Source organism: Bifidobacterium panos (assembly GCF_012932445.1).
Lineage (GTDB): Bacteria > Actinomycetota > Actinomycetes > Actinomycetales > Bifidobacteriaceae > Bifidobacterium > Bifidobacterium panos.
The window spans coordinates 49,605-75,506 of sequence record NZ_JAAIIJ010000004.1 but is presented as its reverse complement, the minus strand read 5'-3'; the positions used below and the strand labels follow the sequence as shown (position 1 = coordinate 75,506).

The 25,902-nt window shown below is 58.3% G+C and carries 20 protein-coding genes and 1 tRNA gene; 11 read left to right on the top strand and 10 right to left on the bottom strand.

The window, feature by feature from the left end; translation table 11 throughout:
• The first annotated feature begins 131 nt into the window (after window positions 1-131).
• The 3 genes from murI (at window position 132) to lacZ (ending at window position 5,154) form a co-directional block, all read left to right on the top strand.
• Entirely contained in the window at window positions 132-908 is a 777-nt protein-coding gene (gene murI, locus G1C94_RS02410) for a glutamate racemase (protein WP_172144299.1), read from the top strand.
• A 74-nt stretch (window positions 909-982) separates the two neighbouring features.
• The gene (locus G1C94_RS02405; RefSeq protein WP_172144298.1) at window positions 983-1,843 is read left to right on the top strand and encodes a patatin-like phospholipase family protein; all 861 of its coding nucleotides are present in this window, start codon (window positions 983-985) and stop codon (window positions 1,841-1,843) included.
• A gap of 224 nt (window positions 1,844-2,067) precedes the next feature.
• Complete coding sequence (gene lacZ, locus G1C94_RS02400; RefSeq protein WP_253902278.1) at window positions 2,068-5,154, top strand: beta-galactosidase, LacZ type; 3,087 nt, start codon at window positions 2,068-2,070, stop codon at window positions 5,152-5,154.
• 82 nt (window positions 5,155-5,236) lie between these two features.
• Here lacZ and G1C94_RS02395 read toward each other — a convergent pair whose 3' ends face one another.
• The 4 genes from G1C94_RS02395 to G1C94_RS02380 form a co-directional block, all read right to left on the bottom strand.
• Window positions 5,237-6,133 carry a cysteine ABC transporter substrate-binding protein gene (locus G1C94_RS02395; protein WP_172144297.1) on the bottom strand — a complete coding sequence of 299 codons (897 nt, stop codon included), beginning with the start codon at window positions 6,131-6,133 and terminating at the stop codon, window positions 5,237-5,239.
• Between the two features lie 62 nt (window positions 6,134-6,195).
• Window positions 6,196-7,008 (bottom strand): amino acid ABC transporter ATP-binding protein, encoded by an 813-nt coding sequence (locus G1C94_RS02390; RefSeq protein ID WP_172144296.1) that lies wholly within the window; start codon window positions 7,006-7,008, stop codon window positions 6,196-6,198.
• Window positions 7,001-7,675 carry an amino acid ABC transporter permease gene (locus G1C94_RS02385; RefSeq protein WP_172144295.1) on the bottom strand — a complete coding sequence of 225 codons (675 nt, stop codon included), beginning with the start codon at window positions 7,673-7,675 and terminating at the stop codon, window positions 7,001-7,003. Before G1C94_RS02385 ends, G1C94_RS02390 begins: the two co-directional genes overlap by 8 nt.
• Window positions 7,662-8,318 (bottom strand): amino acid ABC transporter permease, encoded by a 657-nt coding sequence (locus tag G1C94_RS02380; protein ID WP_172144294.1) that lies wholly within the window; start codon window positions 8,316-8,318, stop codon window positions 7,662-7,664. Before G1C94_RS02380 ends, G1C94_RS02385 begins: the two co-directional genes overlap by 14 nt.
• Before the next feature lie 197 nt (window positions 8,319-8,515).
• On the opposite strand from G1C94_RS02380, the gene G1C94_RS02375 reads away from it, so the two are divergent.
• Both G1C94_RS02375 and dapD read left to right on the top strand, forming a co-directional pair.
• Window positions 8,516-9,163 carry an alpha/beta hydrolase gene (locus G1C94_RS02375; protein WP_172144293.1) on the top strand — a complete coding sequence of 216 codons (648 nt, stop codon included), beginning with the start codon at window positions 8,516-8,518 and terminating at the stop codon, window positions 9,161-9,163.
• Between the two features lie 90 nt (window positions 9,164-9,253).
• Complete coding sequence (dapD, locus tag G1C94_RS02370) at window positions 9,254-10,276, top strand: 2,3,4,5-tetrahydropyridine-2,6-dicarboxylate N-succinyltransferase (protein WP_172144291.1); 1,023 nt, start codon at window positions 9,254-9,256, stop codon at window positions 10,274-10,276.
• Between the two features lie 225 nt (window positions 10,277-10,501).
• Here the strand turns inward: dapD and G1C94_RS02365 are convergent, their stop codons facing one another.
• Both G1C94_RS02365 and G1C94_RS02360 read right to left on the bottom strand, forming a co-directional pair.
• Window positions 10,502-11,590, bottom strand: a complete 1,089-nt coding sequence (locus G1C94_RS02365; protein WP_172144290.1) for a glycosyltransferase — start codon at window positions 11,588-11,590, stop codon at window positions 10,502-10,504.
• Window positions 11,591-11,684: 94 nt separating this feature from the next.
• Window positions 11,685-13,826, bottom strand: a complete 2,142-nt coding sequence (locus G1C94_RS02360; protein WP_172144289.1) for a DUF6541 family protein — start codon at window positions 13,824-13,826, stop codon at window positions 11,685-11,687.
• Between the two features lie 284 nt (window positions 13,827-14,110).
• Between G1C94_RS02360 and G1C94_RS02355 the strand changes: the two genes are divergently transcribed.
• The 6 genes from G1C94_RS02355 to G1C94_RS02330 all read left to right on the top strand — a co-directional run bounded on the left by G1C94_RS02355 (window position 14,111) and on the right by G1C94_RS02330 (window position 21,663).
• Window positions 14,111-14,198 (top strand) — tRNA-Ser (locus G1C94_RS02355).
• A gap of 476 nt (window positions 14,199-14,674) precedes the next feature.
• Complete coding sequence (locus G1C94_RS02350) at window positions 14,675-15,595, top strand: class I SAM-dependent methyltransferase (RefSeq protein ID WP_335341203.1); 921 nt, start codon at window positions 14,675-14,677, stop codon at window positions 15,593-15,595.
• 67 nt (window positions 15,596-15,662) lie between these two features.
• A complete protein-coding gene (locus tag G1C94_RS02345; RefSeq protein ID WP_417852144.1) occupies window positions 15,663-16,049 on the top strand; it encodes a cupin domain-containing protein in 387 nt (128 codons plus the stop codon).
• Between the two features lie 357 nt (window positions 16,050-16,406).
• Window positions 16,407-17,693 (top strand): AbiH family protein, encoded by a 1,287-nt coding sequence (locus G1C94_RS02340; protein ID WP_172144288.1) that lies wholly within the window; start codon window positions 16,407-16,409, stop codon window positions 17,691-17,693.
• 318 nt (window positions 17,694-18,011) lie between these two features.
• On the top strand, window positions 18,012-18,437 hold the full coding sequence (locus G1C94_RS02335) for a (deoxy)nucleoside triphosphate pyrophosphohydrolase (RefSeq protein WP_172144287.1): 426 nt from the start codon (window positions 18,012-18,014) through the stop codon (window positions 18,435-18,437).
• A gap of 7 nt (window positions 18,438-18,444) precedes the next feature.
• Window positions 18,445-21,663 (top strand): DUF3427 domain-containing protein, encoded by a 3,219-nt coding sequence (locus tag G1C94_RS02330; RefSeq protein ID WP_417852143.1) that lies wholly within the window; start codon window positions 18,445-18,447, stop codon window positions 21,661-21,663.
• Between the two features lie 81 nt (window positions 21,664-21,744).
• On the opposite strand, the gene G1C94_RS02325 is transcribed toward G1C94_RS02330, so the two are convergent.
• From G1C94_RS02325 to fbaA, 4 genes are all read right to left on the bottom strand, one after another.
• Window positions 21,745-22,113, bottom strand: a complete 369-nt coding sequence (locus tag G1C94_RS02325; RefSeq protein ID WP_172144336.1) for a fluoride efflux transporter FluC — start codon at window positions 22,111-22,113, stop codon at window positions 21,745-21,747.
• Window positions 22,113-23,294 (bottom strand): fluoride efflux transporter FluC, encoded by a 1,182-nt coding sequence (locus tag G1C94_RS02320; protein WP_172144286.1) that lies wholly within the window; start codon window positions 23,292-23,294, stop codon window positions 22,113-22,115. The genes G1C94_RS02325 and G1C94_RS02320 overlap by 1 nt, the downstream gene beginning before the upstream one ends.
• A gap of 81 nt (window positions 23,295-23,375) precedes the next feature.
• Window positions 23,376-24,662, bottom strand: coding sequence for an adenylosuccinate synthase (locus tag G1C94_RS02315; RefSeq protein WP_172144285.1), 1,287 nt, complete (start codon window positions 24,660-24,662; stop codon window positions 23,376-23,378).
• A gap of 73 nt (window positions 24,663-24,735) precedes the next feature.
• Window positions 24,736-25,803: a class II fructose-bisphosphate aldolase gene (gene fbaA / locus G1C94_RS02310; RefSeq protein ID WP_172144284.1), complete on the bottom strand. Its 1,068-nt coding sequence runs from the start codon at window positions 25,801-25,803 to the stop codon at window positions 24,736-24,738.
• Window positions 25,804-25,902: the final 99 nt, after the last annotated feature.

Here is a 25,902-nt window from a genome sequence, read left to right as displayed (position 1 = left end):
CGCCGCTCCGGTCGAAATGACAAAGGACGCAGCACAGCGCTCGAAATGACAAGGGGCGCGGGACAACGACTTAAGCTAGGGTAAGAAATAGTCGAACGCACGCAATCCGGCAAGTCCCAAGGAGGAATCGCATGAGTTCAACGGTGCCAATCGGCGTATTCGACTCGGGTCTTGGCGGCCTGTCGGTGGTTCGCCAAATCGTGGCGGATATGCCGCACGAGCGAGTGCTGTATTTCGGCGATTCGGCCAACGCACCCTATGGCACCAAAACCCCGGAACAAGTGCGCGCTTTGAGTTTCGCCGTCGCCGAACGTCTGATCAGCCAAGGCGCCAAAGCCATAGTCGTTGCCTGCAACACCGCCACTTCCGCCGCGATAGAGGACTTGCGCGAAGCATGCAACATCCCGATCATCGGCATGGAACCGGCGCTGAAGCTCGCGTGCGATCGCGGGCGCGGCCAGCGTCAGCGGGTGATCGTCGCGGCCACCGAGCTGACGTTGCGCGAGCGCAAGTTCGCCAAGCTGATGGAACGCTTCGACGCCGAACACACGATTTTCAAGGAGCCGTGCCCTGATTTGGTCCAAATTGTCGAATCGGGGCGACTTGACGACCACGATTTGGCGATGAAAGCGCTGCATGCCCATTTCGACCGTTACGATTTGGAGACGATCGATTCGGTGGTGCTCGGTTGCACTCATTTCGTGTTCTATCGTGACTATTTTGGCGAGTTGCTGCCCGATTCGGCGACGATCATCGACGGCAACGAAGGCACGGTGCATCATCTTTCTCTCGTGCTGGAATCGCTGGGACAACTCGCACCGGAAGGCCAAGTCGGTTCCGTCGAGCTGGACAATTCCGATTCCAGCGAGCGCATCGCACGGCTTTCGCGCGATCTGCTCAGCCGATAACGCTTGGCCGACGGCGCAACTTTTCCATTGTCCTCTCATGGCGCGTAAGCTCGTGAACAGTACAGGGAAAGGATATGAGCATGAACAACCAGCATCGCACCGCACTGATTGACGTGGGCGGGGGCTTTCGCGCGATTTACGGCGCGGGCGTGATGGACCGCTGCCTTGAAGACGGCATCACCTTCGACCACTGCTACGGCGTCTCAGCCGGCAGCGCGAACATGGTGTCCTTCATCGCGGGCCAGCATGGGCGCAATCACAAGTTCTATACCGAATACGCCTTCCGCAAGGAATACGCCAGCGTCGACAATTTCATCAGGAAACACAATTTCGCGGATCTCGATTACGTCTATGGCACGCTGAGCAACCATGACGGCGAGTATCCGGTGGATTTCGAGGCGTTCGAGGCCAACCCCACCGGCTTCACGGTGGTGGCATGCAATGCCGAGGACGGCTCGACGAAGTATTTCGACAAGTCGGACGTGAGTTTCGACGATTTCGACATCATGAAGGCTTCCAGCGCCGTGCCGGTGGCGTGCGAGCCGTATGTGATCGACGGGGTGCCCTATTACGACGGCGGCATCGCCGACCCCATTCCCGTGCGCAAGGCTGTGGACGACGGCTATGAGCGCATAGTGGTGGTGCTCACTCGCCCGAAGGACGTGTTGCGCGAGCAGAAGAAGGATGTGGCTCCGGCGAAGATTCTCGAACGCCGCTACCCCGCCGCTGCCGAGCGGCTGCTCAATCGTTATCAAACCTATAACGACGAGGTCGCCTTGGCCAAGGAATACGAGAGGGACGGCCGCGTGCTCATTCTTGCGCCGGAGAGCCTGTATGGCCTTGGCACGTTGAGCAAGTCCTTTGAAGGTTTGGAGCGCATGTATCGCGCGGGATATGCCGCCGCTGCAACCATCCTCAAGTTCCTTGCAAGCTGAATGCATTTGCGGGCACGCCACTCCCGTCTGTATTGCAGTGGCGTGACGAGACTTTATAAGCGTAAGTAAATATATTTACTAAATTATAGGCATGAATCGGCGTGTCATATTCCATTCCAACGTTTCGCCGTTCGCCATAATTACCATATAAAACAGCTTATTTGCACTCCACATACACTTGCTTTACTCTTTACTAAAGAGAACCGCTCATCTTCAATGAAGCGATGAGTCATAAGAAAGCAGGTCGCCTGATGTCCACCATCGTCCCCTCCCCCGCATGGATCACCAATCCAGAAGTGTTCGCTGTCAACCGCATGACCGCGCACTCAAATCACGCATTCTTCGCCCACGTACCCCAGCCAGGCGAAACCAGCGACCTGAAGCAACCCCTGGACGGCGAATGGAAGGTCGCCATCACCAACGCCGCCGACGTAAACCTCGCCTACACGCCGTTCGTCGTCGAAGACTTCGACGACAGCGCCTTCGCGTGCATCAACGTCCCCGGTCAACTGGAAACACAAGGCTTGCTCAACCCGCAATACGTCAACGTCCAATACCCGTGGGACGGCCACGAGGATCTGAGCGCGCCGAACGTGCCGAGCCTCAACCATGTGGCCATCTATCGGAGAGCTTTCCGCGTCAACGAAACCCTCGCGCGCACGGCGGCACAAGCGGGCACCATCACGATGACCTTCCACGGCGCGGCCTGCGCCATCTACGTGTGGGTCAACGGCCAATTCGCGGGCTTTGGCGAAGACGCCTTCACCCCCAGCGAGTTCGACGTAACCGCGCTGCTGCACGATGGCGAGAACACCGTGGCCGTGGCCTGTTACGAGTTCTCAAGCGCCAGTTGGCTGGAAGATCAGGATTTCTGGCGGTTGCACGGCCTGTTCCGCTCGGTGGAACTGACAGCCCAGCCGCATGTGCATATCGAAAATCTGCAGCTCGAAGCCGATTTCGACCACACCAGCGGCGCCGGCACGCTTGACGCCGCCTTGCAGATTCGCCACGCAGAGCAAGCCTGCACCATCGCCGCCACACTCACCGACGCGAACGACGTGGCGGTGTGGGAAGGCACGCAGCCCGCAGCCGCACAAACGACGATCTCCTCCGAGCAACTTCACGGTGTCGCGCCTTGGAGCGCGGAATCACCGAACCTCTATACACTCACCCTCACCCTGCTCGACACAGCCGGCACCGCGCTTGAAACGGCGGTGCAACGCATCGGGTTCCGTCGCTTCGGCATCGAAAACGGCGTGATGACCCTCAACGGCAAGCGCATCGAGTTCAAGGGCGTCAACCGTCACGAGTTCGACATGCGCCTAGGCCACACCCTCACCGAGCAGGACATGATCGACGACATCGTGTTCTGCAAGCGGCACAATATCAACGCCGTGCGCACCTCGCACTATCCCAACGACCAGCGCTGGTATGACCTGTGCGACGAATACGGCATCTATCTGATCGACGAAACGAACATCGAAACGCACGGCAGTTGGTCGCTTCCCGGCGACGTGCCCACTCCCGACACCGCCATCCCTGGCAGCAAGCCCGAGTGGGAGGCCGCGTGCGTGGATCGCATCAACAGCATGATGAAGCGCGATTACAACCACCCGTCGGTGCTGATTTGGTCGCTGGGCAACGAATCGTATGGCGGCGACGTGTTCCGCGCGATGTACCGCCATGCGCACGAACTCGACCCGCGCCGACCGGTGCATTACGAGGGAATCGTTCACGCGCGCGAATGGAGCGATGTCACCGACATCGAAAGCCGCATGTACGCGCACGCCGACGAAATCGAGGAATACCTCAAAAACGACCCGAAGAAGCCTTATATCTCCTGCGAATACATGCATGCGATGGGCAACTCCGTGGGCAATATGGACGAATACATTGCGCTGGAACGCTACGAGAAATACCAAGGCGGCTTCATCTGGGATTTCATCGATCAGGCACTGCTCAAGCAGGATGCCGATGGCACCGAGCGGCTGTGCTACGGCGGTGATTTCGACGACCGACCCAGCGATTACGAGTTCTCGGGAAACGGCCTGCTGTTCGCCGACCGCACCGCAACGCCGAAAGCGCAGGAAGTCAAGCAATTGTATGCGAACGTGCGCATTACGCCTGACGAAACCGGCGTGACGATAGAGAACCGCAATCTATTCGTCTCCACTAGCGACTTTACGTTCGTTCTGCGCATGCTGGCCGACGGCGAGCGCATCTGGCAGGCCGAGCGGCGTTTCGATGTGGGGCCCAAGCAAACCGAGCGGTTCGCGGTCGAATGGCCCGGCGCGCCGAGTGGGGCGGAGGTGACCTACGAAGTGGCGCAGTGCCTCGCCGCACCGACGAATTGGGCACCAGCCGGCTACGAACTGTGCTTCGGCCAGCACACCGTGGCCAGCGCCGCTCCCCTCGCCGCTGAATCCGCGACAGAGATTCCGCCGAGCGATGGCGCGATAACGCTGGGCCGCTGGAACGCCGGGGTGAAGGGCGCAGGGCGCGAGATTCTGTTGTCCGACCCGCAAGGCGGCATTGTTTCCTATACCTTCCAGGGGTGCGAGTTCGTGTTGCGCCACCCGCAGATCACGTGCTTCCGCCCGCTCACCGACAACGACCGCGGTGCCGGGCACGGCTTCGAGCGCGCGCAGTGGATGGTGGCGGGGCGCTACGCCAAGTGTGTCGACACCCGTATCGAACAGCTCGACGCGGCCACGCTGAAAGCCACATACACCTATGAACTGGCCACGCCCCAGCGCACCAAGGTCACTGTCGCCTACGAGGCCAGCACCTCGGGCCACGTGCATCTGAGTGTGGATTACCCGGGTGCCAGCGGCCTGCCGACCCTGCCCGCGTTCGGCATCGAATGGATGCTGCCTGTGGCCTATTCTCACTTACGTTTCTATGGATTGGGCCCGGCCGAGACCTATCACGACCGCAAGTGCGGCGGCAAGCTGGGTGTCTGGAGCACCAGCGCCTATGCGGATCACGCGCCGTATCTGGTGCCGCAGGAGACCGGCAATCATGCTGATGTGCGCTGGGCGGAAATCACCGACGAGGCGGGCCACGGCTTGCGCGTTTCGCGGCACGGTGAGCAAACCTTCGATGTGAGCCTGTTGCCATACAGCAGTTTCATGATTGAGGAAGCGACGCATCAGGAGGAGCTGCCCGCACCACGGCACATGTTCCTGCGTCTGCTGGCCGCACAGATGGGTGTCGGCGGCGACGATTCGTGGGGCTCGCCCGTGCATGAGCAGCATCAGATTCCCGCCGATAAGCCGCTGCGGCTTGACGTCGATTTGGAACTTATCTGACCTGGCGGCACGCCAGCCGAATAGCCAAACAAAAACGGGCCGGCCCGCCTAAAAGGCAAACCGGCCCGAGCAAAGGGGCAACTCAGTCGTCGACCTCGCCGCCCTCCACCACGATGTCGTCGGGATTGGCCTCATTGCCGTACACGGGCTCCAATGTCTCCTCATAATCCTTGTGGAAGAAATCCTCTTCACCGAGCTTGACGATCTCGTCGTTGATGAAGTCGAGCAACTCCTTGTTGCCTTTCTGCACGGCCGGGGCGATGGTGTCCTCGTCGCCGAGTTTGGTGATGCCCACCGTGAAGCCCTTGTTGGACTTCGCCCAGGCGAGCACCTCGGTGTTGTCGGTGGAGAAGGCGTCTCCACGGCCATCGAGCAGCGCATTGTAGGCGTCGGCATACTGGTCGTACTTCTGCAACTTGACATTCGGGGCGTTCTTCTCGAACCAAGTCTCGGCAGTGGTGCCCTTGGCAATGATCAGGGTCTTGCCGTCCAGCTGGCTGACATCGGTGATCGGGGCATCCTCGGGAGAGACGACGCCAAGTGCCACCTTCATGTAGGGCTTGGCAAAATCGACCTTCTGCGCGCGCTCATCGGTAACGGTGAAGTTGGCGAGCACCACATCCACCTTATTGGAGGTGAGCACGTCCACGCGGGCAGCTGGATCGACAGAGGTGTATTTGACCTCCACGCCCAAATCCTTGGCCAGCCGCTGCGCGAAATACACGTCGTAGCCGGCGTTCTTGCCGTCCTTGTCGATATAACCGAATGGTGCCTTGTCGGAGAATACGGCAACCTTGAGCTCGCCGGATTCCTTGATCTCGTCCAACGTGCGCGCTTTGGCCTTGGCCGAGCTGGACGATCCCGAGGCCGAATCGCTCGGCGTTCCGGCGCTCGGACCGCAGGCGGCAAGGGATGCACCCATGATCAGCGCCGCCGAAGCGGCGACGATGGCCTTGAAAGGCTTGAAGCTGATAGTCATTGTTGTTTCCTTTCCTCTCTAAACCCCCGCGAGCGGGAGGCAAGTTCTCGATTGGGCGGCGGTTACGGCTTGTCATGCCCGGCACGTTCAAACTCGAAGGTGCGCAGGAACTGCCGCGCGCGTTCGGTTTCCGGCTGGGTGAAGAAACGCTCGGGGTCGTCACAACGCTCGATAATGCGGCCGTCCTCCAGCAGCATCACCTCGTCCGCGATGGCGCGGGCAAACCTCATCTCGTGCGTGACGATCACCATGGTCTGCCCGGCTCGGGCAAGTCCGATCATCACATCAAGCACCTCGCGCACCATCTCCGGGTCGAGAGCCGCCGTGATCTCGTCGAACAGCAGCACCTCGGGGTGCAGAATCAACGCGCGACAGATGGCGATGCGCTGGCGCTGCCCGCCGGACAGCTCGTGCGGCCAGGCGTCCTTGCGGTCGGCCAGACCGACCCGCTTGAGCAGCTCGATCGCCTCGCGTTCAACCTCGGCCTTGTCACGCCCCAACACCAGCACCGGTGCCATCATGATGTTGCCCAGCACCGTCTTGTTGGGGAACAGGTCGTAGCTTTGGAACACCATGCCGATGCGTGTTCTCAGCTCGCTGGAACGAGCCGAACGCCCGGCTTTTTCGCTGCCGGGCCGCCCGGTTTCAATCACCTCGCCGCCCAAGGCAATGTCGCCACCTTGGATGGGCTCCAAACCGGCGATGGCACGCAACAGCGTCGATTTGCCGGAGCCAGAGGGCCCGACCACCACCAGCACACGGCCTTTGGGCACCTCGAAGCTCACGTCGTCAAGCACGCGCTTGTTTGCGTTGGCGTATTGCTTGGCCAGATGCCTTACGGACAGAGCCGCGGCATCGCCATTTTGCTCAGTCATTCGCCCACCTCTTTTCCAATCGTCGGGCCACAATGGACAACGGCCAGCACACGATGAAATACATGAAGAAAATCACCCCGTAAATCCACAGGGTTCCATTCGGGTATTGAAAGCGATTCGCGTCGATAATCTGCTGCCCCACTTTAATCACTTCGACCACACCAAGCAACACGGCCAACGAGGTGGTCTTCACGATGCGCGTGGCGAGATTCACCGAAGCAGGCAACAGGCGGCGCAACGCCTGCGGCAGAATCACATGCACAAAGCTTTGCCAATCGCTCAGCCCCAGCACATACGCCGATTCGGATTGGATCTCGGGAATCGACTGCAAGGCACCTCTCACCAGATCGCCAAGTTCCGCCCCACCCCACAGGATGAACACCAGCACGCACGCGCCGGTGGCATCCAGATTCCAATCGAACCAGCGGGCGAAACCATAGTAGGCGAGGAACAGCAAGGCCAGTTGCGGCATGATGCGGATGAAATCGAGATAGATGCGCATCAGGAAGCGAACCACGGGGTTGCGCAATGTCATCAGCCACCCGACCAACAATCCCACGGGAATGCAGGCTCCCACGGACACGGCCGCAATCCACACCGTCACCCACAGGCCCTGTAACAAGCGAGGCAAGACGCCCGGTTGCAAGAGGATATCAGCGCCGCTCATAGTCGAACCTCCTCTCCAGCCAGAGGCCGAACAGGGAAATCGGCAGCAGGATGACCAGGTAGCTTATCACCAGCATGAACAGCGATTCATAGGTGTTGTAGTACATGCCGATCAGGTCCTTGGCCATATACATCACGTCCGCGAGCGCGATGGCGGACACCACCGACGACTCCTTGATCAGGAAGATCACGTTGGCCACCACGCCTGGGATGGCGCTGGAAACGGCTTGCGGCAGCACCACGCGCACGATGGATTGCCATGGGCTTAAGCCCAGCACATACGCGGTTTCGCGCTGCACTTCGGGCACAGCCTCAAGACCCGCTCGCATCGCCTCGGCCATGTAGGAGCCGCCGAGGAAGCCGAGCCCCACGATGGCGCAGGTTTCGGCCGACCACACCACGCCCAGCTTCGGCAGGCCGAAGAACAGGAAATACAGTTGCACGAGCAGCGGCGTGTTGCGGCTGATTTCGATATAGACGCGCACGAGTTGCCTGGCCACGGGAATGCGGGCCAGTTCGATGCCGGCGCAAATCAGCCCCACGACGAGCGAGAGCGCAATGCCGATCGCGCAGATGAACAGGGTCATCAGCGCGCCGTTGACGAAAAAAGGCGCGTAACGCTGGACGAATGACCAGTCGAACATGACGCTCCTTTCCCGCGCGGTCTGCTTCAGCATAGCGGATTCAATGTTTCGATAAGCAAACAGGACATAACTGGTGCCATCTTATGGCGGCGGCAGGTGCGGTGAGGCGGCGTGGCTATAGGGATTGGTTATGGGATGCTAGCGCATTGGGTTGTGACGCCCATGAGGTTCGCGGGAGGGCTATAAACTGGGAAACCATGGATATCACGAAGGCTTTGACGCGGTTCGGCGCATCAGGCGACGAGCCGGTGTTTGTGTTGTTGCACGGTTGGGGAGCCGACGAGCGGGATTTGCCGGAATTGTTGAATTATTGCGGTTGCGCCTCGGCTGATTATGCTTCGTTGCAAGCGCCAATTCCCTACGGCATGGGATACACCTGGTTCGGCGAATGGGCGCATGAGGGCGTGCCTAAAGGCGAGTCGCTGTCTCGGCAGGCGGACGAGGCGGCTGGGGCGATTGACCGCTGGATTGCGGCGAACATCGACGGCTCGCGCCCGGTGATCACGCTTGGTTTCTCGCAGGGCGGACTGCTGGCCGCGCATCTGCTGCGGTTGAATCCCGCGCGTTATGCGGCGGCCGTCTGCTGCTCCGGCTGGCTGGTGCCCGGCTCGATGCCCGGCGACCGCACGCTGGCCGATGCGCAACCACCTGTGTTCTACGGTCACGGCGAACTCGACACCATCTTCCCCGCCGAGGAAGTGTCAGCCATGAGTGCGTTCTGGCGGGCGCACGGCACGTTGAGCGAGCATATTTATTCGGGCATGGCGCACTCCATTGCCATGCCTGAAATGCGCGATATCCAGCGCTTTTTGGAGTCCAACAACCTGATTCGCCCCCGGTTTTGACTTCTTAAGACACCTGGCTCATACCAGTCGCGCGCTATGGTGGCGAAAGAGCATTTGTTTATATATACATGAGATATCTGAGGAGCAGCAATGACTGAGGAACGCACCGCTTATGGCTGGGGTTTGGCGAGCGTGGATGCCGCCGGCAACACGTTGGACGTGTGGTACCCGCAGTTGGCTTTGGGTGCCGCGCCCGACGAGGCCAGCCGTCCGAATCACGATTTTGCCGAGTTGGCGCACGACGAGGCCGACGCGCGCGGCGTCAGGCGCGTGCCGGTGTTCACTGTCAGCCAGCTTGACGAGCCGGTGGCGGACGCGGCGGACGCCTATCTGAAGCTGCACCTGATGAGCATGCGCTTGGCCAAGCCGAACACGTTGAACCTCGATGGCATCTTCGGCGCGCTGAACAATGTGGTGTGGACGAATTACGGCCCGTTCGCCGTCGAGGATTTCAACCGGCGCAAGGCTGATGTGGAAGCCGCGGCCTTGCGCGCGGCGCGTTCACTCACCGCTGCTGGTGCGGGGCTGCCCTGCGCGGCGCCGGCCGTCACCGTGAACGTGCTGGGGGTCGACAAGTTCCCGCGCATGATCGATTACGTCGTGCCCTCCGGCGTGCGCATCGGTGACGCCGACCGTGTGCGACTGGGCGCTCACTTGGCCGAAGGCACCACGGTGATGCATGCCGGTTTCGTCAATTTCAACGCGGGTACGCTCGGCGTCTCTATGGTGGAGGGGCGCGTCTCGCAGGGCGTTGTGGTGGGCGATGGCTCCGACATCGGCGGCGGCGCCTCGATTATGGGCACTCTGTCAGGCGGTGGCAAGCTCAAGAACTCCATCGGCGAGCATTCCCTGCTCGGCGCAAACGCCGGCATCGGCATCTCGCTGGGCGACAACTGCGTGGTGGAGGCGGGTCTTTATGTAACGGCCGGCACCAAGATCACCATTTGGGACAAGGCCAAGGCCACCGCCGGCGAAGCGTTGGACGTGGTCAAGGGCGCGGACCTGAGCGGCAAAGACAACATCCTGTTCATCCGCAATTCGGTCAACGGCCGCATCGAAGCCCGCTATCGTAAAACCGGCATCGAACTCAACGAAAAGCTCCACAAGAACTAAAGCGAAAGCGCACTGGGCGCCCTTCCTTGCCGTCCTGAGCGGAGCGCGCCCCGTTCTTCGTCATTTCGAGCGAAATGGTAGCGGAACCGAGGATTCTCGCCCCGCAAGGGGCGGAATGCCGCGGAACGTACGGGATGGTCTGGTTTCGTCAGGGTGGCGTTGCCTGTTGCAATCGCGACGGACAGCCCGTCTGAATTTCCCAGTCCAACAATCGGGGCGCGCGGCTCAAGCACACTGTTCGTCACATAAGCAAACAGCGGAAGCGACTTCGGGGTTGCTGACGAAAATGTCGGCGTTGGGCTGGGGGTCGGTGTGCCATCCGTCACGCCAGCCGCGTTCGAGGCAATCGGCGATGAGCTTGTGGTCCTCCGCGCGATGCCAAGTGAGCAACCAGCGGCGAACGGTTTTGAGCAAAAGCTCGAACTGTTCCACAGGGGTGAAGTTCTGCCGCGAGAAGCGCCACAGCCAAATCTTGTTGCGCACCTCCTCATAGAATCTCACGCCCGGATCGGCGTCGGACGAACCGAACACCTTGGTCTTGTGCACCACTTCGCTGGCGGGCACATAGTAGCCGATGCCCCGACGCAACAACGCGGTGGTGAACTCGAAATCGTCGTTCCACAGGAAATAGGCGGCACGCGGCAACCTGCCCAGATTGACAATCGCGCCGGCGTTGAGCAGACAGGAGACAAACGAGAGCGAGCGGGCTTGATAAGCGCTGGTCTCACTGGGGTTCGCCGCCTCACCCGACGCGGCGTCAGCAGTGAAGCTCGACATATCGAGGTATTTGTCGCCTTTGATGATGTGCGCACGCACGCGCGGCTTGTTCATCAGATGTTCGCGCCCGTCCGTCCACAGCGCTTTGGAACCGAGCGCGGCCGGCATGGCGCGGTTTTCGTACACGCAGCGTTCCACGGCGGCGAGCAACGCTTCGAGCGCGGTGGATGTGGGCACGGTGTCGTCGTCCATCAGCCACAGATAGTGGCGCGATTGGGAAGTCGCGGCCGTTTCGACATCCGTCTCGGCGGTGTGCGCCGCGTCGAAATCAGCGAGCGCTGTGGCGATCCCTGCGCAGAATCCCCCGGCACCACCGGTGTTTTCCTTCAGTTCAACGACATGTGCGGTGCCGTCGGCCATATGCGCGGCGATCAGCTCATGGCCGCGAATCACGTCGCGCGAACCATCTGTGCTGGCGTTGTCGACAACGACGACGTTGTCGACTGGTCTGGTTTGCGTGGCGATGCCGTCAAGGCATTCTCGCAGTAGGGCTTCGCGGTTGTAGGAGACCACGACGGCTGTGACTGTGTATTGCATAGGGTTCATCTTACCTGTTGCAGGTTATGCATCCATCGCACATTGGCACAAGGGCGGCTTGTTGCGCTATCTGCCGTTCGTTATTTACTGTCCACTATTCGCACGCGGTGATGCGATACAGCGCGGCGTCACCTTGGCGGTCGACCTCTTGCATGGCACCCTCGACCACCTTCAGCCCATCGAACATCTTCTGGTTCGGATCGCCTTTCACATATGGCCCGCCCATCGACAGATACCATTTGAGATCGTTGCGGTTCAAAATCTGGCACACCTGCGGGTCGGTGTCGATGTTCTTCAAATTGTTCGCCAGATAGAAATGATCCTGATCCCACGCCATGGACAGATGCGCGTAATAGGGCGTGCGGTTGCCCACAGCCAACGAGAACGCACTGCCGTTCCACGGGTCGGCGATGATCTCGTCGTCTGCGGGCACGTCTTTGTTCAGACGCTTGAGCAACAGGTATTCGTCCGATGTCAGCATGGGGGTGTCCTGCCCGTTCGCGGCGAAGCGGGTGACGTTGGCCACCGAGCCCATCATGCCGGCCATCTGGGGGCTGGCGGCGCACACCAGCACAGCCAACGCGGCGGCGAGAAGCCGGGCGGCTTGGGAAGCAAGTGCTGCGCTTGGTTTCATGCTCGGTTTCGCGGCGCGAGCACCGATGCCATCACAGAGCATTTGCCAGCCAAGGCAGATGATCGGCACCGCCATCATGGGCCAGGCGGAGAACGGACGGCGTTGATCCTTGTACCACAGTGCCGTCAGCACTTTCGCCCAGTCGGCGTGCGTGCCGGCGCAACTGACGAATACCAAGCCAAGCAATAGGAAGCCCGCAAGCAGAAGCAAGCCGTTACGTTTCGCAGTGTTGCGCGCAAGCGTGATGATGCCGATGACGGCAACCAACAGCAGAACGACGACAACCCAATCGGTGACGAGTCGCTGGTTGGCGGAGGTAATCGGCGTGCCGGTGAGGAAACGGGCGATGGCCGAGGGGATGTTCTCGGTGGGCTGAGCCGGGCCGCCGTTGAGATGGTCGGAAATCGGGCGGGTCGAATCGAAAATATACATCCTTGCGAACACCGCGCAGCCGGCGGCGAACACCACCAGCACCACAGCGACGAAAGCGACCACGACAAGACGCATGGCACGCACGCCCTTGGCGCGTTTCAGGGTTTGAGCCACGGCCCACAGCCAGACGAGCGCAAGCGGAACGGCCACGAGCAGGAACGTCATGATCACGCGGAAATGCGCCAACGAGACGGCCAAGGCGGCAACGGCGATCCATGCGAGGCCGCTCACGCAGGTTCGCGCGCCGCGGTTCCAATCCTTCAGGCACCAACGCCAAGCCAGGGCGAGCAGCACGGGAAGGAGTGTCTGGCCGGCGTACATCGAATACAGCGTGCCCCAATCGAGCAACACGAACGGCCCGCCCGCCACGCAGACGGCCAGTACGGGCGCAAGGAAGCTGGGCAGCACCCTGTCGCCGCACACCTCGCGCGTCAGGAACAGGATGGAGATGGGCCATACCAGCGCGGCGAACACCAGCCAGGCGCAGGTGATCGCGGCGGGCGCGGTGGCGGCGGGCATGGCCATTTTGCCGAGCGCGGCGAACTGCTGGAAAGCGATGGGATACACGTCGCGGATGGGCGGCAAGGCATGCAATGACGAGGCTTCGCCTGTTTGCACGATGCGAGCCACCACGTTGTCGTGGAACACGGTGTCGTAGGTCTGGGTGATCTGGTCGGGTGATGGCATGGCGTGCACGAGGCGCACGATGACGGACGCGGCGGCGATCACGACACCCGCGAGCGCGGGGACGAGGCGTTTCCAGTCGCGACGGCGCTGGCTGGGGTTGCTGCGACTTGTGGCGAGGCGCCTAGATGGACTGGAATGGGTGCCCGAATCGGTTTTGATGGTTTCGCTCGTGCCGGTGGTTTCAGCACCGGCGATTTCGGCTGTGGCGCGACGACGCGCGATGGCAAAACGAACAGCCGCAATCAGCATCAGCACAATCAGGGCGGACAGCAGATAGCAAACCCAACCCCATCGAATATGAACTTGATAGACGAGAATGCCGCCCACACCCGCAACAGCCATCGACGCCACAGGCGCGAGCGCGGCGACACGCAGCGGGCTCTTGCCGCCAGCGACTGCGACGATCAGCGCACCGGGTACATAAAGACCCGCGGCGATGACCAGCATCATCGGCACGACTTCAAGCCAAGTGGCGAGCTGCATGTGTGCTGACCTTTCGTGAATTGTTGGCTGGGCTGCGGGTCTGCTGGCCTGCGGGTTGGACGGCGAGGCCGGGCTGCGACCGCGACAGCATTCGACGGCTTTAACAGCCGACTGCTTGATTATCCTATATGCCAGCCCAAATCCAAACCGACAGGACTCGCTAATGCAACCACCTGCGTGGGTTCAGACCGGCGCGCCACGCCGAGCGGCCATTAATCAACGCCCTGCGGTATTCTAGTCAAGTTGCGTGCCGAGCCCGCTTAGTCGGGGGCATGGTTGCGCATGGAGGATTCGCCTAGTGGTCTATGGCGCACGCTTGGAAAGCGTGTTGGTGTAACAGCCTCACGAGTTCGAATCTCGTATCCTCCGCCAGCAGGGATTTGCAGGATTTTGCAAATCCCTTTTTTCATGCTCAAAATGGCGGTATTTCAACGATTTTCAGCGGTTTTGCCTTCTGGCCGCTCTTGTCTGAAGCGCCGTGAAGCGTCGTAAAACATGCTAGGATATCGGGTGTTTTATCGGGTTGGGGCTCCGGACGATTTCCTGGACATGTAAGGAAGCATGAAAGGAGATTGCTGGTACAGTGAGGAGTTCACGGATTAACGCCTAACAGAAGCAATAGCGGTTTCCAGATACTGCAATGAGCTGCCGACCCGGACCTAGGAAGTAGCCTGGGAACCCAGCCCCCCAACTTCTCAAGTTCCCAGGCTACTTCCTAGGTTACCAGATTTACTTCCCAGGTTCTTAAATAAAGTTCCTAGGTTAGCTGTTTCGAAAAATATAATCCGCGTATGGCCAGGCATGGCACAAGTGAGAATGTGAATAAGGTCACTTTTGAAAGATCTGGCGTGGCATGGGTGAAGTGGGTATGGTTGGCGACCATGAAAATTGGTGACGACACGCGCACGACCGCAACCGCTACAACTTATGACCACGACGACCACGCTGACCATGGCGACCATGACACCGCCCGCATCACCAATGCCGACTTGCCGCTGGCTGAGCGCGACTCGGCACATTTGCCCGGGCACTGGCTGCTTGCCCGCATCGGCAAACGTGTGCTGCGGCCGGGAGGATTGAAGCTCTCGCTGTCGATGCTTGCACATGCTCGGCTGTCTGGCTGCGATGTGGTGGAGTTCGCGCCGGGGCTGGGGCGCACGGCTGCGGAAATCGTCAAGGCCCAGCCGAAATCATATGTGGGCGTGGACCGCGACCCGCAGGCCAAAGCCATCGTTCAGAAAGTGGTGGCCTCGATGTCAGGACGATGCATCAACGCCGATGCGGCCGCGACCGGATTGGCGGGGGCTTGTGCGGATGTAGTTGTCTGCGAGGCCATGCTCACCATGCAGACCGAGCGAGGCAAGGATGCGATCGTTTCGGAGGCCGCGCGCCTGTTGCGTTCCGGCGGGCGGTACGCCATTCATGAGCTCGGGTTGCGCCCCGACGAACTGCCTGAGGACAAGAAAACCGAAATCAGCAGGGATCTGGCTCGTGCCATCAAGGTGAACGCGCGGCCGCTCACCGTCGCCGAATGGAAGACGCTGCTGGAACATCATGGGTTCGAGGTGGTATGGTCCGGCACCGCTCCCATGGCACTGCTCGACATGCAGCGCAATCTTGCGGATGAGGGCATCAACGGTGCACTGCGCATCCTACGCAATATTGTCCGCGACAAAGGCGTACGGCAACGTGTACTCACCATGAAACGCACGTTTAACAAGTATGCTGATGAATTATGCGGCGTCTCTTTGATCGCGCGCAAACGATAAGCGGCGCGAAAACCGCAGATAATTGAAATGAAAACTAAACGAGAAAATTAAAGGAGTGCAGATGACCATGAGCGATGCAACGACGCATAATACAGCCGATATGGCCAATACAACCGAAACCGAGCCGCTGGAACTCGGGGTTATCGATGATCTCGACTCGCTGATTTCCATTCAACCTGATGCCACCGTCTCGCGCACCGTGATGAGCCAGGAAGGCGGCAATGTGGTGCTATTCAGTTTCGACAAGGGGCAGGAGCTGAGCGAGCATACCGCCGCGATGCCGGTGTTCGTGCAGACGCTCAAGGGCCGGCTCACGATTACGGGCAACGGCAAAACGACCGAGCTGACGCCGGGCGGGCTGGTGTATTTCCCCACCCGCATCCCGCACACCGTCTACGCCGAAGAGCCCTCCGTGATGATGCTCACCATGATCACCCCCGCTCGCAAAGCATGATTGTCCGGTAGAGCATTTCCTTGAAACCGGCAACATAGACCTCAAGCAATTTCCTCTCGAACCGTTTGAAGCGCTCCCCCATACAAGAACAAAGTGCACCAAAGAAGGCTTACAGGAATTAAACGTGGTACGTTAGGCCTTCTTCCATGGTTCTCTGTTACACGCATGGCGTGGATGCTGATGACCACAACCATGTGAGTGTCGAACCATGACAGACCTCTTTGCATGCAAGGAAAGCCTCCATCACGTCCAAAAATGACCAGACAACCATCATTTGGCATCGCGGGAGAAAACAGCTATTATGACGCATGTCTTCATGGAAGTTAGTGAGACATTGCGTCAAACACAAAGGAAATCATGCCGTATACTTACCCGACGTTTAACGATACTGACTTACATCAATTTACAAAACAGAACTATCACAATGTGATGTTTCTGGTGGGCAACGGGTTCGACATCCGAATACTCCAAGCCCTGCAACCAGCTTGCAAATGGAACACTAGTTATGCCGACTTTTATGACTTCCTGAAACGTGAAGTGCGTTTCAAGCGATTCAACGAAGACAACCTTATTTACAATTGGATGTCGGAGCGTGAAGAGGATGCAAAGCAAACGTCCACGGAAACCGACTGGTGCGACTTCGAGATCGGTATCGGTAAAATTGCCGCGGATAGGCCAAACGAATGCGATAAGCTGACAGAGGATTTGACTGACATTCGCAAACAATTCGTCGCTTTTTTGCAGCTCATCGTGACCGATGATCTGCTAATTGATCTCGACAATCTCGCCAGTCAAAAGATTGATGAGCTCAATGGCTCCGAAAATCGTTGGAATGGCGGACACGGACGCTCCATTGTCTCGATTTCACGCTTTCTCGGAGACCTCAGCGAAGACGAATTTAACCATATCATCCCCTTCGTTGAGTCGTTTTATTCTCCAGAGAAAGATGAGTGCAAAGAGCGCTTTAAAGGCAATTATTCCGTGCTGAACTATTTAGTGGTGAATTTTAATTTCACCCCTCTTTTCGACAACTATCTGTATCTGGACCCGCTTCAGATGAACCGCAACCCGAACACAACAAAAGGCATTGATACATTCTTTAGGTTCGATGCTGATCCCAAGTGCTGCTATTCAAGGCGCCGACACAGGGATGACCTAGTTTTCTCCTCATACGCCTTTCTTGATGTTGTACACCCGCACGGGGAATATACCATTCCACGCTCATTGCTATTCGGCGTTAATAAAGATGAACTGATTTACAGCGAGGATGCTAACAATGCCCCTTTCCTGAAGGATCTAAACGCCCAGTATGCGCAACGATACAAAGGGTATTTCGGCAAAACAAATCTGTTCGTCATCTTCGGCACTTCGCTAGGGAAAAGTGACAGCTGGTGGTGGAAGCAGATATGCGAGCGCATGAATAAGGACAAGGAGGTATGCCTGATTATCTATGTTTTCACCAAAGATATGAAGGTTTGTCGCAAAAATGAAATCGAGAAATTCTGCGAGGCTGCCGGAAAAGCAGAGCTTACCACATCGATAGAAGATCGTGTCGCCATTGTTCCTTTCAACGATGAAAAACCACTCAACCTCTTTTCCATCCCCACCAAGGACACGGGCAAATTGAGAGAACGACATTCCTGATTCCACGCACTCCTTGTTGCATTATTCGCAGTTGCAAGCCACATCCGGGATCAAGACGAAATGCGAATAGGTGCTTGATTACCATCCGACTTGACATTCCGCACGAAGACATATTCATGCGGCATATTTTCACGCGCTTATTATGCGGTAAGACTTATGCCGAAGGCATGTCATGGATTGGTCGAAGTCAGATACTCGCCAGGGCTGTTTTGGAACGTAGGCTTTAAAACTCTTCGAAATGGGTTGGAATGCCGCAGTTGAGAACCATATCGCTGTATCCTGGGTCTGTCTCTGAAAGCTAGAGAATTGGGTATCTTCATGGCACAGGAAAACACCGGCGAAGGTAAAATAATCCGAGTTGTCGGCGCTGCGATTGTGCGCGACGGCATGGTACTGTGCGCACAACGCGGTAAAGACAAATCTTTGGCCGGATACTGGGAGTTCCCGGGTGGCAAGATCGAAACGCACGAAACGGCGCGAGAAGCTTTGCATCGTGAGATTGAAGAAGAGCTGCTATGCGAGATTGAAGTCGGTGATGAAGTGTGTACTTCCACGCAGCAATATGATTTCGGGACAGTCGAGCTTACAACGTTTATCTGTCATCTATTGAACGGCATGCCGCGACTGACCGAACATCACAAAATCCAGTGGCTAGCACCAGCCGATATGCCATCACTCAACTGGGCTCCGGCAGACCGCGAAGCCGTCAAGCTTCTCTCAAACATGCATTTCAGCAACAGATAAGGTTCAGATGTCCATTTCGCAAGAAGCAACCAGCAACGACACAATATCTACTACCATGACCACGGAACCACCACTCGACGACAATGCTTCATCAGTCCTAGAAGACGTAACATCCGGTCTTATCCAGTCACGTTCAAACGCACCTGGCATCTATGCGCCCCGATTGATCTCTAATCAGGGAGGCAACACGATGAGAAAAGTGCTCGGCGAAGAACTGGAACGAAGTGACTCCTTCGACATTTCCGTAGCCTTCGTTGCCGCAGAAACAATCAGAACGCTGTTTGAGAACTTCAAAGACCACGAAAGCAAAGGCATCGGCGCCCCAAGCCGGCTCATCACTTCCACAAAGAGCTATTTCAACGCCCCTGCAGCATTCTGGGATCTGTTGCGCCTGAAGAACGTGACTGGTGTCGACGTGCGTATATGGGCAGAGAAGGCGGAAGAACCTTCGTCGCGGAACAGTGGCGGTCAGCCTTTCCACCCGAAAGGATATGTCTTCGCCCATCACATGGAGGATGGCAAAACCTACTACAACCTATACGTCGGCAGCTCCAATCTCACGCACGCCGCGCTGAAAGACCAACGTGAATGGAATCTCAAGGTCTCCTCGCTGGAAGGCGGCGAATTAGTCAAACAGTTCCGTAAGGAGCTGGATTCGCAAATCGAGGATTCCATACCGCTCACAGAAGAGTGGATCAAACAATATGAAGAGGACTTCAAGAAATACGCGCCGCCACGCCGCGAGATACTGAAAGGTCTTGAAAACCTTGAAATCAAGCCGAACGCCATGCAGCGGGAAGCTCTGACGAATCTTGCAGAATTACGCAAAAAAGGTGAGCATCGCGCAATAATCATTTCGGCAACCGGCACCGGCAAGACGTATCTGTCCGCATTTGACGTGCGCGCCGTCAAACCGCGTCGCATGTTGTATATCGCACAGCAACAGCAGATCCTGACCAAAGCAATGGAGTCCTACCAAAAAGTGCTCGACTGCCCGAGCGCGGAACTTGGGTTATTCACTGGCAACAGCAAGGAACATGATCGCAAATACGTGTTTGCCACCGTGCAAACCATGAGTCAGCCAGAAACGCTGAACCAATTTGCTTCCGACGAGTTCGACTACATCCTCATCGACGAAGTTCACCATGCCGGCGCGGAGAGCTATCAGCGAGTCATCGAGCACTTTAAGGACGCAAACTTTATGCTCGGCATGACCGCTACTCCGGAACGCACTGATGGTATCAACATCTTCGAGCTGTTCGGCCACAACATCGCCTATGAGATTCGACTGCAAAAAGCGCTTGATGAGAATATGCTCTGTCCGTTCCATTACTACGGCGTCGCCGAATATCTTGGCTCAGATGACGACCCCGACGAGACGACGCACCAGATCAACATATCTCAAGGTCTGTCATCCAACGATGCCGGCCAGCTAAATTACGAGATCAGCCAGCTCGCCACTCGCGAGCGCGTGCGTTACATCATCGATAAATTGCAACAGTACGGCCCGTATCATCAGCAGGTCACCGGCCTGGTCTTCTGCAGTCGCGTCGATGAAGCCCAGGAGCTCTCCGATCTGTTCAATGAACAAACCAATCAACAAGCAGAACGCAAATACCGGACCATAGCGCTGACAGGCAAGGCGTCAGAGGGGAAACGCGACGAGGCCATTCGTCGTCTTCAATTGGATGAAAGCGATCCCGATGGTTTGGACTATATCTTCACCGTTGATCTGTTCAATGAAGGCATCGACATCCCCGCAGTCAACCAAATCGTGATGCTGCGCAACACGCAATCCAGCATCATCTTCACTCAGCAGCTTGGCCGAGGCTTGCGCAAGTTCCCTCATAAGGAAAGCGTTACGGTCATCGATTTCATCGGGAACTATAACAACAACTATCTAATTCCCGTAGCTCTTTATGGCAACACGGGCGATCGTGATGCCGCGCGCAAGAACCTACAGAGACAGACCATCGGACTGTCGTCAATCAGCTTCGACCCCATCGCCAAGGAGCGCATTCTCAAATCATTGGATACAGCCGACTGGTCGGATATGAAGAAACTCAGCGAGCAGTACCGTCAGCTGAGGTTCCAGTTAGGGCGCATACCCATGCTTACTGACATATACAGACATGATCCGTCGCTGCCGCTTACGATGGCATCCAAAAACAGTGATTATCTGTCGTTCGTGCGTTCTCGGGAGCAGAGCTTGAGCCGCGGCAAACATACTGATGGATCGTCGTTCCTGGAGCAACTCGAACCAATCACGGCCACAGAAGCCGGCATATTGAAAATGGCGACCGAGATTCTGCTGCCGGGCTTGCGACCGCATGAGCTGGTGGCGCTCGATCGTCTCTGCCAATTCGCAGAGGAACATATCGAGCAGACCGGCGATGCTGTGAGCTGGCGTCCCACGGAGTCGTTCTCTATGGATGAGCTGAATGACGCCATCGTCCAACGGTTCCCTGCCGCCTATCATTCGCATTCACAATTGAAATCAACGCTTGGTGTGCTCGACTTCTCCTATTTCACCGCAGCGAATCATAAGCGTTTCGGGGCAACGCCGCTGATTAGCGTATCCAATGATGGAAAAGTGGGGTTAAGCACACAGTTCGCCGAGATGCTCGCTTGCAACCGCACGTTCCGCGTCTTTTTTGCGGATACGTTGCGCACAGGTCTCATCAATTGCAGGGATCTGTTCAGTGAGGCGAAGGCCAAACAACGCAAATTGGATCGCGGATTCCTCTACGAACGCAAATACACACTGGCTGATGTACAACGTCTACTCGGCTGGAGCAAAGAGATGAATGGCCAGAATGTCGGCGGATATTTCACTCATCGTGAGACCGGCACCATGCCGATTTTCGTCAAATATGCGACAAGTCAGTATGAAGACCGGTTCCTTAATCCGCAAGAGATGCGATGGTTCAGTAAGAACGGCCGAACACCGCAGTCGCCTGAATTTCTGTGGATTTACGATGGATTCGGTGCTTCTGGCTGGAGGGATTCCCATTTTATTCCGTTATTCGTCATGCGTAAGGAAGAAGCCAAGGAAGCCCAGTACTATTACGTCGGTCATATCACGGCGCTTAGTGAACCAGTGCCCACTGTCAAACCTGATTCTGATGGCACCGGAACAGTCAAAGTCACCATCACCAATTTACGGCTGGATCAGCCTCTGGACACCGAGCTGTACCGCCATCTGACTGGAGAAGCGGCAATATAATCGACTGCTGCACATCATCCCACTGAATGAATGCCTTCCCCGGTTCGCGGGCTGAAAAATTGCACAGCAATCGGCGCGCGCTCAGCGGCCTGGGGAGGCGAGGTACCAGCCGATGGCGGCGCAGAGGAAGGGGATTACGATGGTGGCGGCGAAATAGCCGGCGGCGAGGGTGAATTTTTTGCTGCGGGCCAGGGAGAGCATTTCGTTGATGGCGGTGGAGAAGGTGGAGAAGCCGCCGAGGAAGCCGGTGACGAACAGCAGATAGGTGCTTTGCGCCGTGCCGCCCGAGGCATAGGTCGCGGCGGCCACGCCCGCACAGAATGCGGCCAGAATGTTAATCACCAACGTCGCTAGAGGGAACGCACGATTCCACCAACGCTGCACCGACGTATTCGCCACGAACCTCGTCACGGCACCAAGTCCACCGAATACACATACCAGAAGGAACATCACAGCGGCATCTCCTCCCGCGTCTTCAAAGCCGCGCCGCGTGGCTCGACTCCCTCGCTGCCCACCGCTTGAACCTCGACCGCTTCGCCGGTGGAGAGATCTCCCACCAACGGGATCTCATCGGTGACGGGGGTGGGCTCGAATGCGGGAAGCTCCACCACGCCTGCGCCTGGCATCCGGGTTGCCGAGGCTTCGGCAAACGACTGCCCGTCATTGCCGGTTTGGGATGCCGACGATTCGGCTCGCGCCGCGCTAAGTGCACCAAAAGTGTTGGAGACATCTGAAGAAATGCCGGAAGATTCGCCAGACACATCAGGCAGGACTGAAGCGCTGGATATGACTGAAATGCCAGCCGTACCAGTCATAGCTGAAATATCAGGCACGGCTGAAACACTGGGCATGGTTGGAATACCAGATGTAGCTGAACCACCAGCCGCATGCGAAACATCAACACTTGGCGCACCGACGTTGCCGCCCTGCACAGCCGCCTCCATTCGACTTGCAGCTTCGGCCGCACCAATCACCCGCGACATATGGCGCAACGCGAGCGCCGACGCGAATCGGACGCCCACCGCGGCGACGAGCAAACCACAAATGAAACTGGCCAGCGTATAGCATATGCAACTGGCGATCTGACCGCCGCGAATCGCGGTCAACTCCTCAATCACCATGGCGGATAGCGTGGAGAAGCCGCCGCACATGCCCATGCCCACGCCGCGCGAGGTGAGTTGGCGCGTGCGCTTGCGAATCCAGGAAGCCTGCGAGACGTATTCGGTGAGTGCGGCGAAGATGAAGCACGCGATCATATTCGAGCAGAACGTGGCGGTGTGAAAGGCGCTGAGCATTCCTTGCGAAGCCGGCTGCTGCTGCGGAAACAGTTGCGTCATGCCGTATCGCATGGCCGTGCCGAGGCAACCGCCGAGGAACACGACCAGATACAGCATGCCGTCGGCCAGCGGATTGAACTGCGCCCGCACGCGCTTGATCGGCGCGAGCGGAATCTGCGGCGGCTGTTCGACTGCGGCGGCTCCCGTGGGGTGCGGGGTGGGTTGCGCGTATAACTTCGCATGCGCGACGCTCATCTCCTGCGTGGAAGGCGCCGGTTCGGCGATATCAGCCTGCGCAACATCAGTCAGCGGAGCCGCGACCGGTGTCTGAGGAAATTGTTCCGTAGTGTTCATCGTAATAAGCCTCACGCCGACTAGTCCGGCGGCATTACCCCCTATATCCTCCGAAATCCTTTGATTCTCTTGGCTCACCGCTCAGCCGACCAGCGAGTGCACGGAGATGATATGGTCGCGCTGGGGACCGGTGCCGATTGCGGAGATGCGGCAACCGCTCAGTTCCTCCAGGCGCTTTACGTAAGACTGGCATGTGGCCGGCAGCTCGTCGAAGCTGTGGCAAGTGGAGATGTCCTCAGTCCAGCCAGGCATGGTTTCGTAAATCGGCTTGGAGGCGGCGAACGCGACCTGATCGGTGGGCATGTCGTCGTGACGCACACCGTCGACGTCGTAAGCCACGCAAATCGGGATCTCCTTCAGGCCGGTGAGCACGTCGAGCTTGGTGAGCACGATGTCGGTTAGGCCGTTGACGCGCGCGGCGTAACGGTTCACCACGGCGTCTGCCCAACCGCAACGACGCGGACGGCCGGTGGTGACGCCGAACTCGTGGCCTTGCTTGCGCAGCCACTCGCCGGATTCGTCGTTGAGTTCGGTGGGGAACGGCCCTTCGCCCACGCGGGTGACGTATGCCTTGGACACGCCGATTACGCGGTCGATGCGCGTGGGGCCAACGCCGGTGCCGGTACATGCGCCGCCGGCGGTGGGGTTGGAGGAGGTGACGAACGGATATGTGCCGTGATCCACATCGAGCATGGTGGCCTGGCCGCCCTCGAACAGCACGGTCTTGCCTTCGTCCAGCGCCCTGTTGAGCACCAGCGAAGTATTGGCGACATAAGGCTTCAGTCGTTCGCCAAGCGTGAGCAGCTCGTCGGTGGTGCGATCCACATCCACCGCGCGGCGGTTATACAGCTTGATGAGCATCAGGTTCTTCTGGTGCAGGCTGGCCTCCACCTTGTCGCGCAGATGCTCGGCGTTGAACAGGTCGTGCACGCGGATGCCGACGCGGTTGATCTTGTCCGCGTAGGTCGGGCCGATGCCGCGACCGGTGGTGCCGATCTTGCGTTTGCCGAGGAAACGCTCGGTCACCTTGTCGAGCATACGGTGATACGGCGTGATGACATGCGCGGCTTCGCTGACCAGCAGGCGCGAGCAATCCACGCCACGGCTTTCAAGCGCGTCGATTTCCTCGAAGAGCACTTCCATATCGACGACGACACCGTTGCCGATCACCGGGGTGACGTTCGCGTTGATGATACCGGAGGGCAGCAGGTGCAGCGCGTATGATTCGTCGCCGACGACCACGGTGTGCCCCGCGTTGTTGCCGCCGTTGAAACGCGCGACATAATCGACCTTCGTGCCGATCAAATCGGTCGCCTTGCCTTTGCCTTCATCTCCCCATTGGGCACCAATCAGAACGATTCCTGGCATTATTGCACCTCCAGCGTGCGTGCGTTTTCCGCCTTAAGCAGGTTACCCCCTGGCCTAAACCGGCGGATATATGCTATTTCAATGCTTTGCCGGCTGAACCGAGCTGCTGGCAGGCTTCGACCACGCGGGCGGCCATGGCGGTTTCGGCTTCGCGGCCCCAGGAGCGCGGGTCATAGAGTTTCTTTTCGCCGACCTCGCCATCGATTTTGAGCACGGCATCGTAATGCGAAAACATATGCCCGGCGACGGCGCGCGTGAACGCATATTGTGTGTCGGTATCGATGTTCATCTTGACCACGCCATGGCTCACCGCTTCGGCGATTTCCTCAGGCGAGGAGCCGGAACCGCCGTGGAATACGAGCGCGAACGGCTTGTCTTCGGCCACATCAAGCGCATGGGAGGCGTCCGGCAACTCGCCGTCAGCGACCGCGCGCGCCACCTCAGCTTGAATCTCCCCCAACAGCGCCGGGCGCAGCTTGACCACACCGGGCTTGTAGGCACCATGCACGTTGCCGAACGTGAACGCGGCCATATATCGGCCCCGCTCGCCCAGCCCAAGCCGGCGCGCAACGGCGAGACCATCAGCCGGGGTGGAATACAGCTTGTCGTTGATTTCGGCGCTGTGCCCGTCCTCTTCGCCGCCAACCGCGCCAATCTCGATTTCCAGCACCGTGTGCGCGGCCTGGGACTTGTCGAGCAGCTCTTCGGCGATGTCCAGATTTTCAGCCAGCGGCACCGTCGAACCGTCCCACATATGCGACTGGAACAGCGGCTCGCGGCCATGCGCCACCTGATCGGCCTCGTGCGCAAGCAACGGGCGCACCCATTCGTCCAAATACTGTTTGGCGCAATGGTCGGTGTGCAACGCAATGGTGACATTCGGGTATTTCGCCGCGACTTCATGCGCGAATGCGGCCAAGGCGAGCGAACCGGTCACGCGCTCGTTCACGCGCTGGCCGGAGAGATAGGCCGCGCCTCCCACCGATACTTGGATGATGCCGTCGGACTCGGCTTCGGCGAAGCCTTGCAGAGCGGCGTTCAGCGTCTGCGTGCTGGTCACATTGATGGCCGGATAGGCATATCCACCGCGACGTGCGGCATCCAGCATTTCGGCATAGCGTTCAGGAGTTGCAATAGTCATGGCTCCTATTATCGCGCCACCCTTTCCCACAACTTATTTCATCACCACTCGTTACCAATCAGACACTATTCCGTCCGATTGGTAACGGAAGGCAACTCC

Coding starts and splice junctions, on each gene's coding strand:
- murI (WP_172144299.1), top strand. CDS start 132: ATGAGTTCAACGGTGCCAATCGGCGTATTCGACTCGGGTCTTGGCGGC.
- G1C94_RS02405 (WP_172144298.1), top strand. CDS start 983: ATGAGCATGAACAACCAGCATCGCACCGCACTGATTGACGTGGGCGGG.
- lacZ (WP_253902278.1), top strand. CDS start 2,068: ATGAGTCATAAGAAAGCAGGTCGCCTGATGTCCACCATCGTCCCCTCC.
- G1C94_RS02395 (WP_172144297.1), bottom strand. CDS start 6,133: ATGACTATCAGCTTCAAGCCTTTCAAGGCCATCGTCGCCGCTTCGGCG.
- G1C94_RS02390 (WP_172144296.1), bottom strand. CDS start 7,008: ATGACTGAGCAAAATGGCGATGCCGCGGCTCTGTCCGTAAGGCATCTG.
- G1C94_RS02385 (WP_172144295.1), bottom strand. CDS start 7,675: ATGAGCGGCGCTGATATCCTCTTGCAACCGGGCGTCTTGCCTCGCTTG.
- G1C94_RS02380 (WP_172144294.1), bottom strand. CDS start 8,318: ATGTTCGACTGGTCATTCGTCCAGCGTTACGCGCCTTTTTTCGTCAAC.
- G1C94_RS02375 (WP_172144293.1), top strand. CDS start 8,516: ATGGATATCACGAAGGCTTTGACGCGGTTCGGCGCATCAGGCGACGAG.
- dapD (WP_172144291.1), top strand. CDS start 9,254: ATGACTGAGGAACGCACCGCTTATGGCTGGGGTTTGGCGAGCGTGGAT.
- G1C94_RS02365 (WP_172144290.1), bottom strand. CDS start 11,590: ATGCAATACACAGTCACAGCCGTCGTGGTCTCCTACAACCGCGAAGCC.
- G1C94_RS02360 (WP_172144289.1), bottom strand. CDS start 13,826: ATGCAGCTCGCCACTTGGCTTGAAGTCGTGCCGATGATGCTGGTCATC.
- G1C94_RS02345 (WP_417852144.1), top strand. CDS start 15,663: ATGAGCGATGCAACGACGCATAATACAGCCGATATGGCCAATACAACC.
- G1C94_RS02340 (WP_172144288.1), top strand. CDS start 16,407: ATGCCGTATACTTACCCGACGTTTAACGATACTGACTTACATCAATTT.
- G1C94_RS02335 (WP_172144287.1), top strand. CDS start 18,012: ATGGCACAGGAAAACACCGGCGAAGGTAAAATAATCCGAGTTGTCGGC.
- G1C94_RS02330 (WP_417852143.1), top strand. CDS start 18,445: ATGTCCATTTCGCAAGAAGCAACCAGCAACGACACAATATCTACTACC.
- G1C94_RS02325 (WP_172144336.1), bottom strand. CDS start 22,113: ATGTTCCTTCTGGTATGTGTATTCGGTGGACTTGGTGCCGTGACGAGG.
- G1C94_RS02320 (WP_172144286.1), bottom strand. CDS start 23,294: ATGAACACTACGGAACAATTTCCTCAGACACCGGTCGCGGCTCCGCTG.
- G1C94_RS02315 (WP_172144285.1), bottom strand. CDS start 24,662: ATGCCAGGAATCGTTCTGATTGGTGCCCAATGGGGAGATGAAGGCAAA.
- fbaA (WP_172144284.1), bottom strand. CDS start 25,803: ATGACTATTGCAACTCCTGAACGCTATGCCGAAATGCTGGATGCCGCA.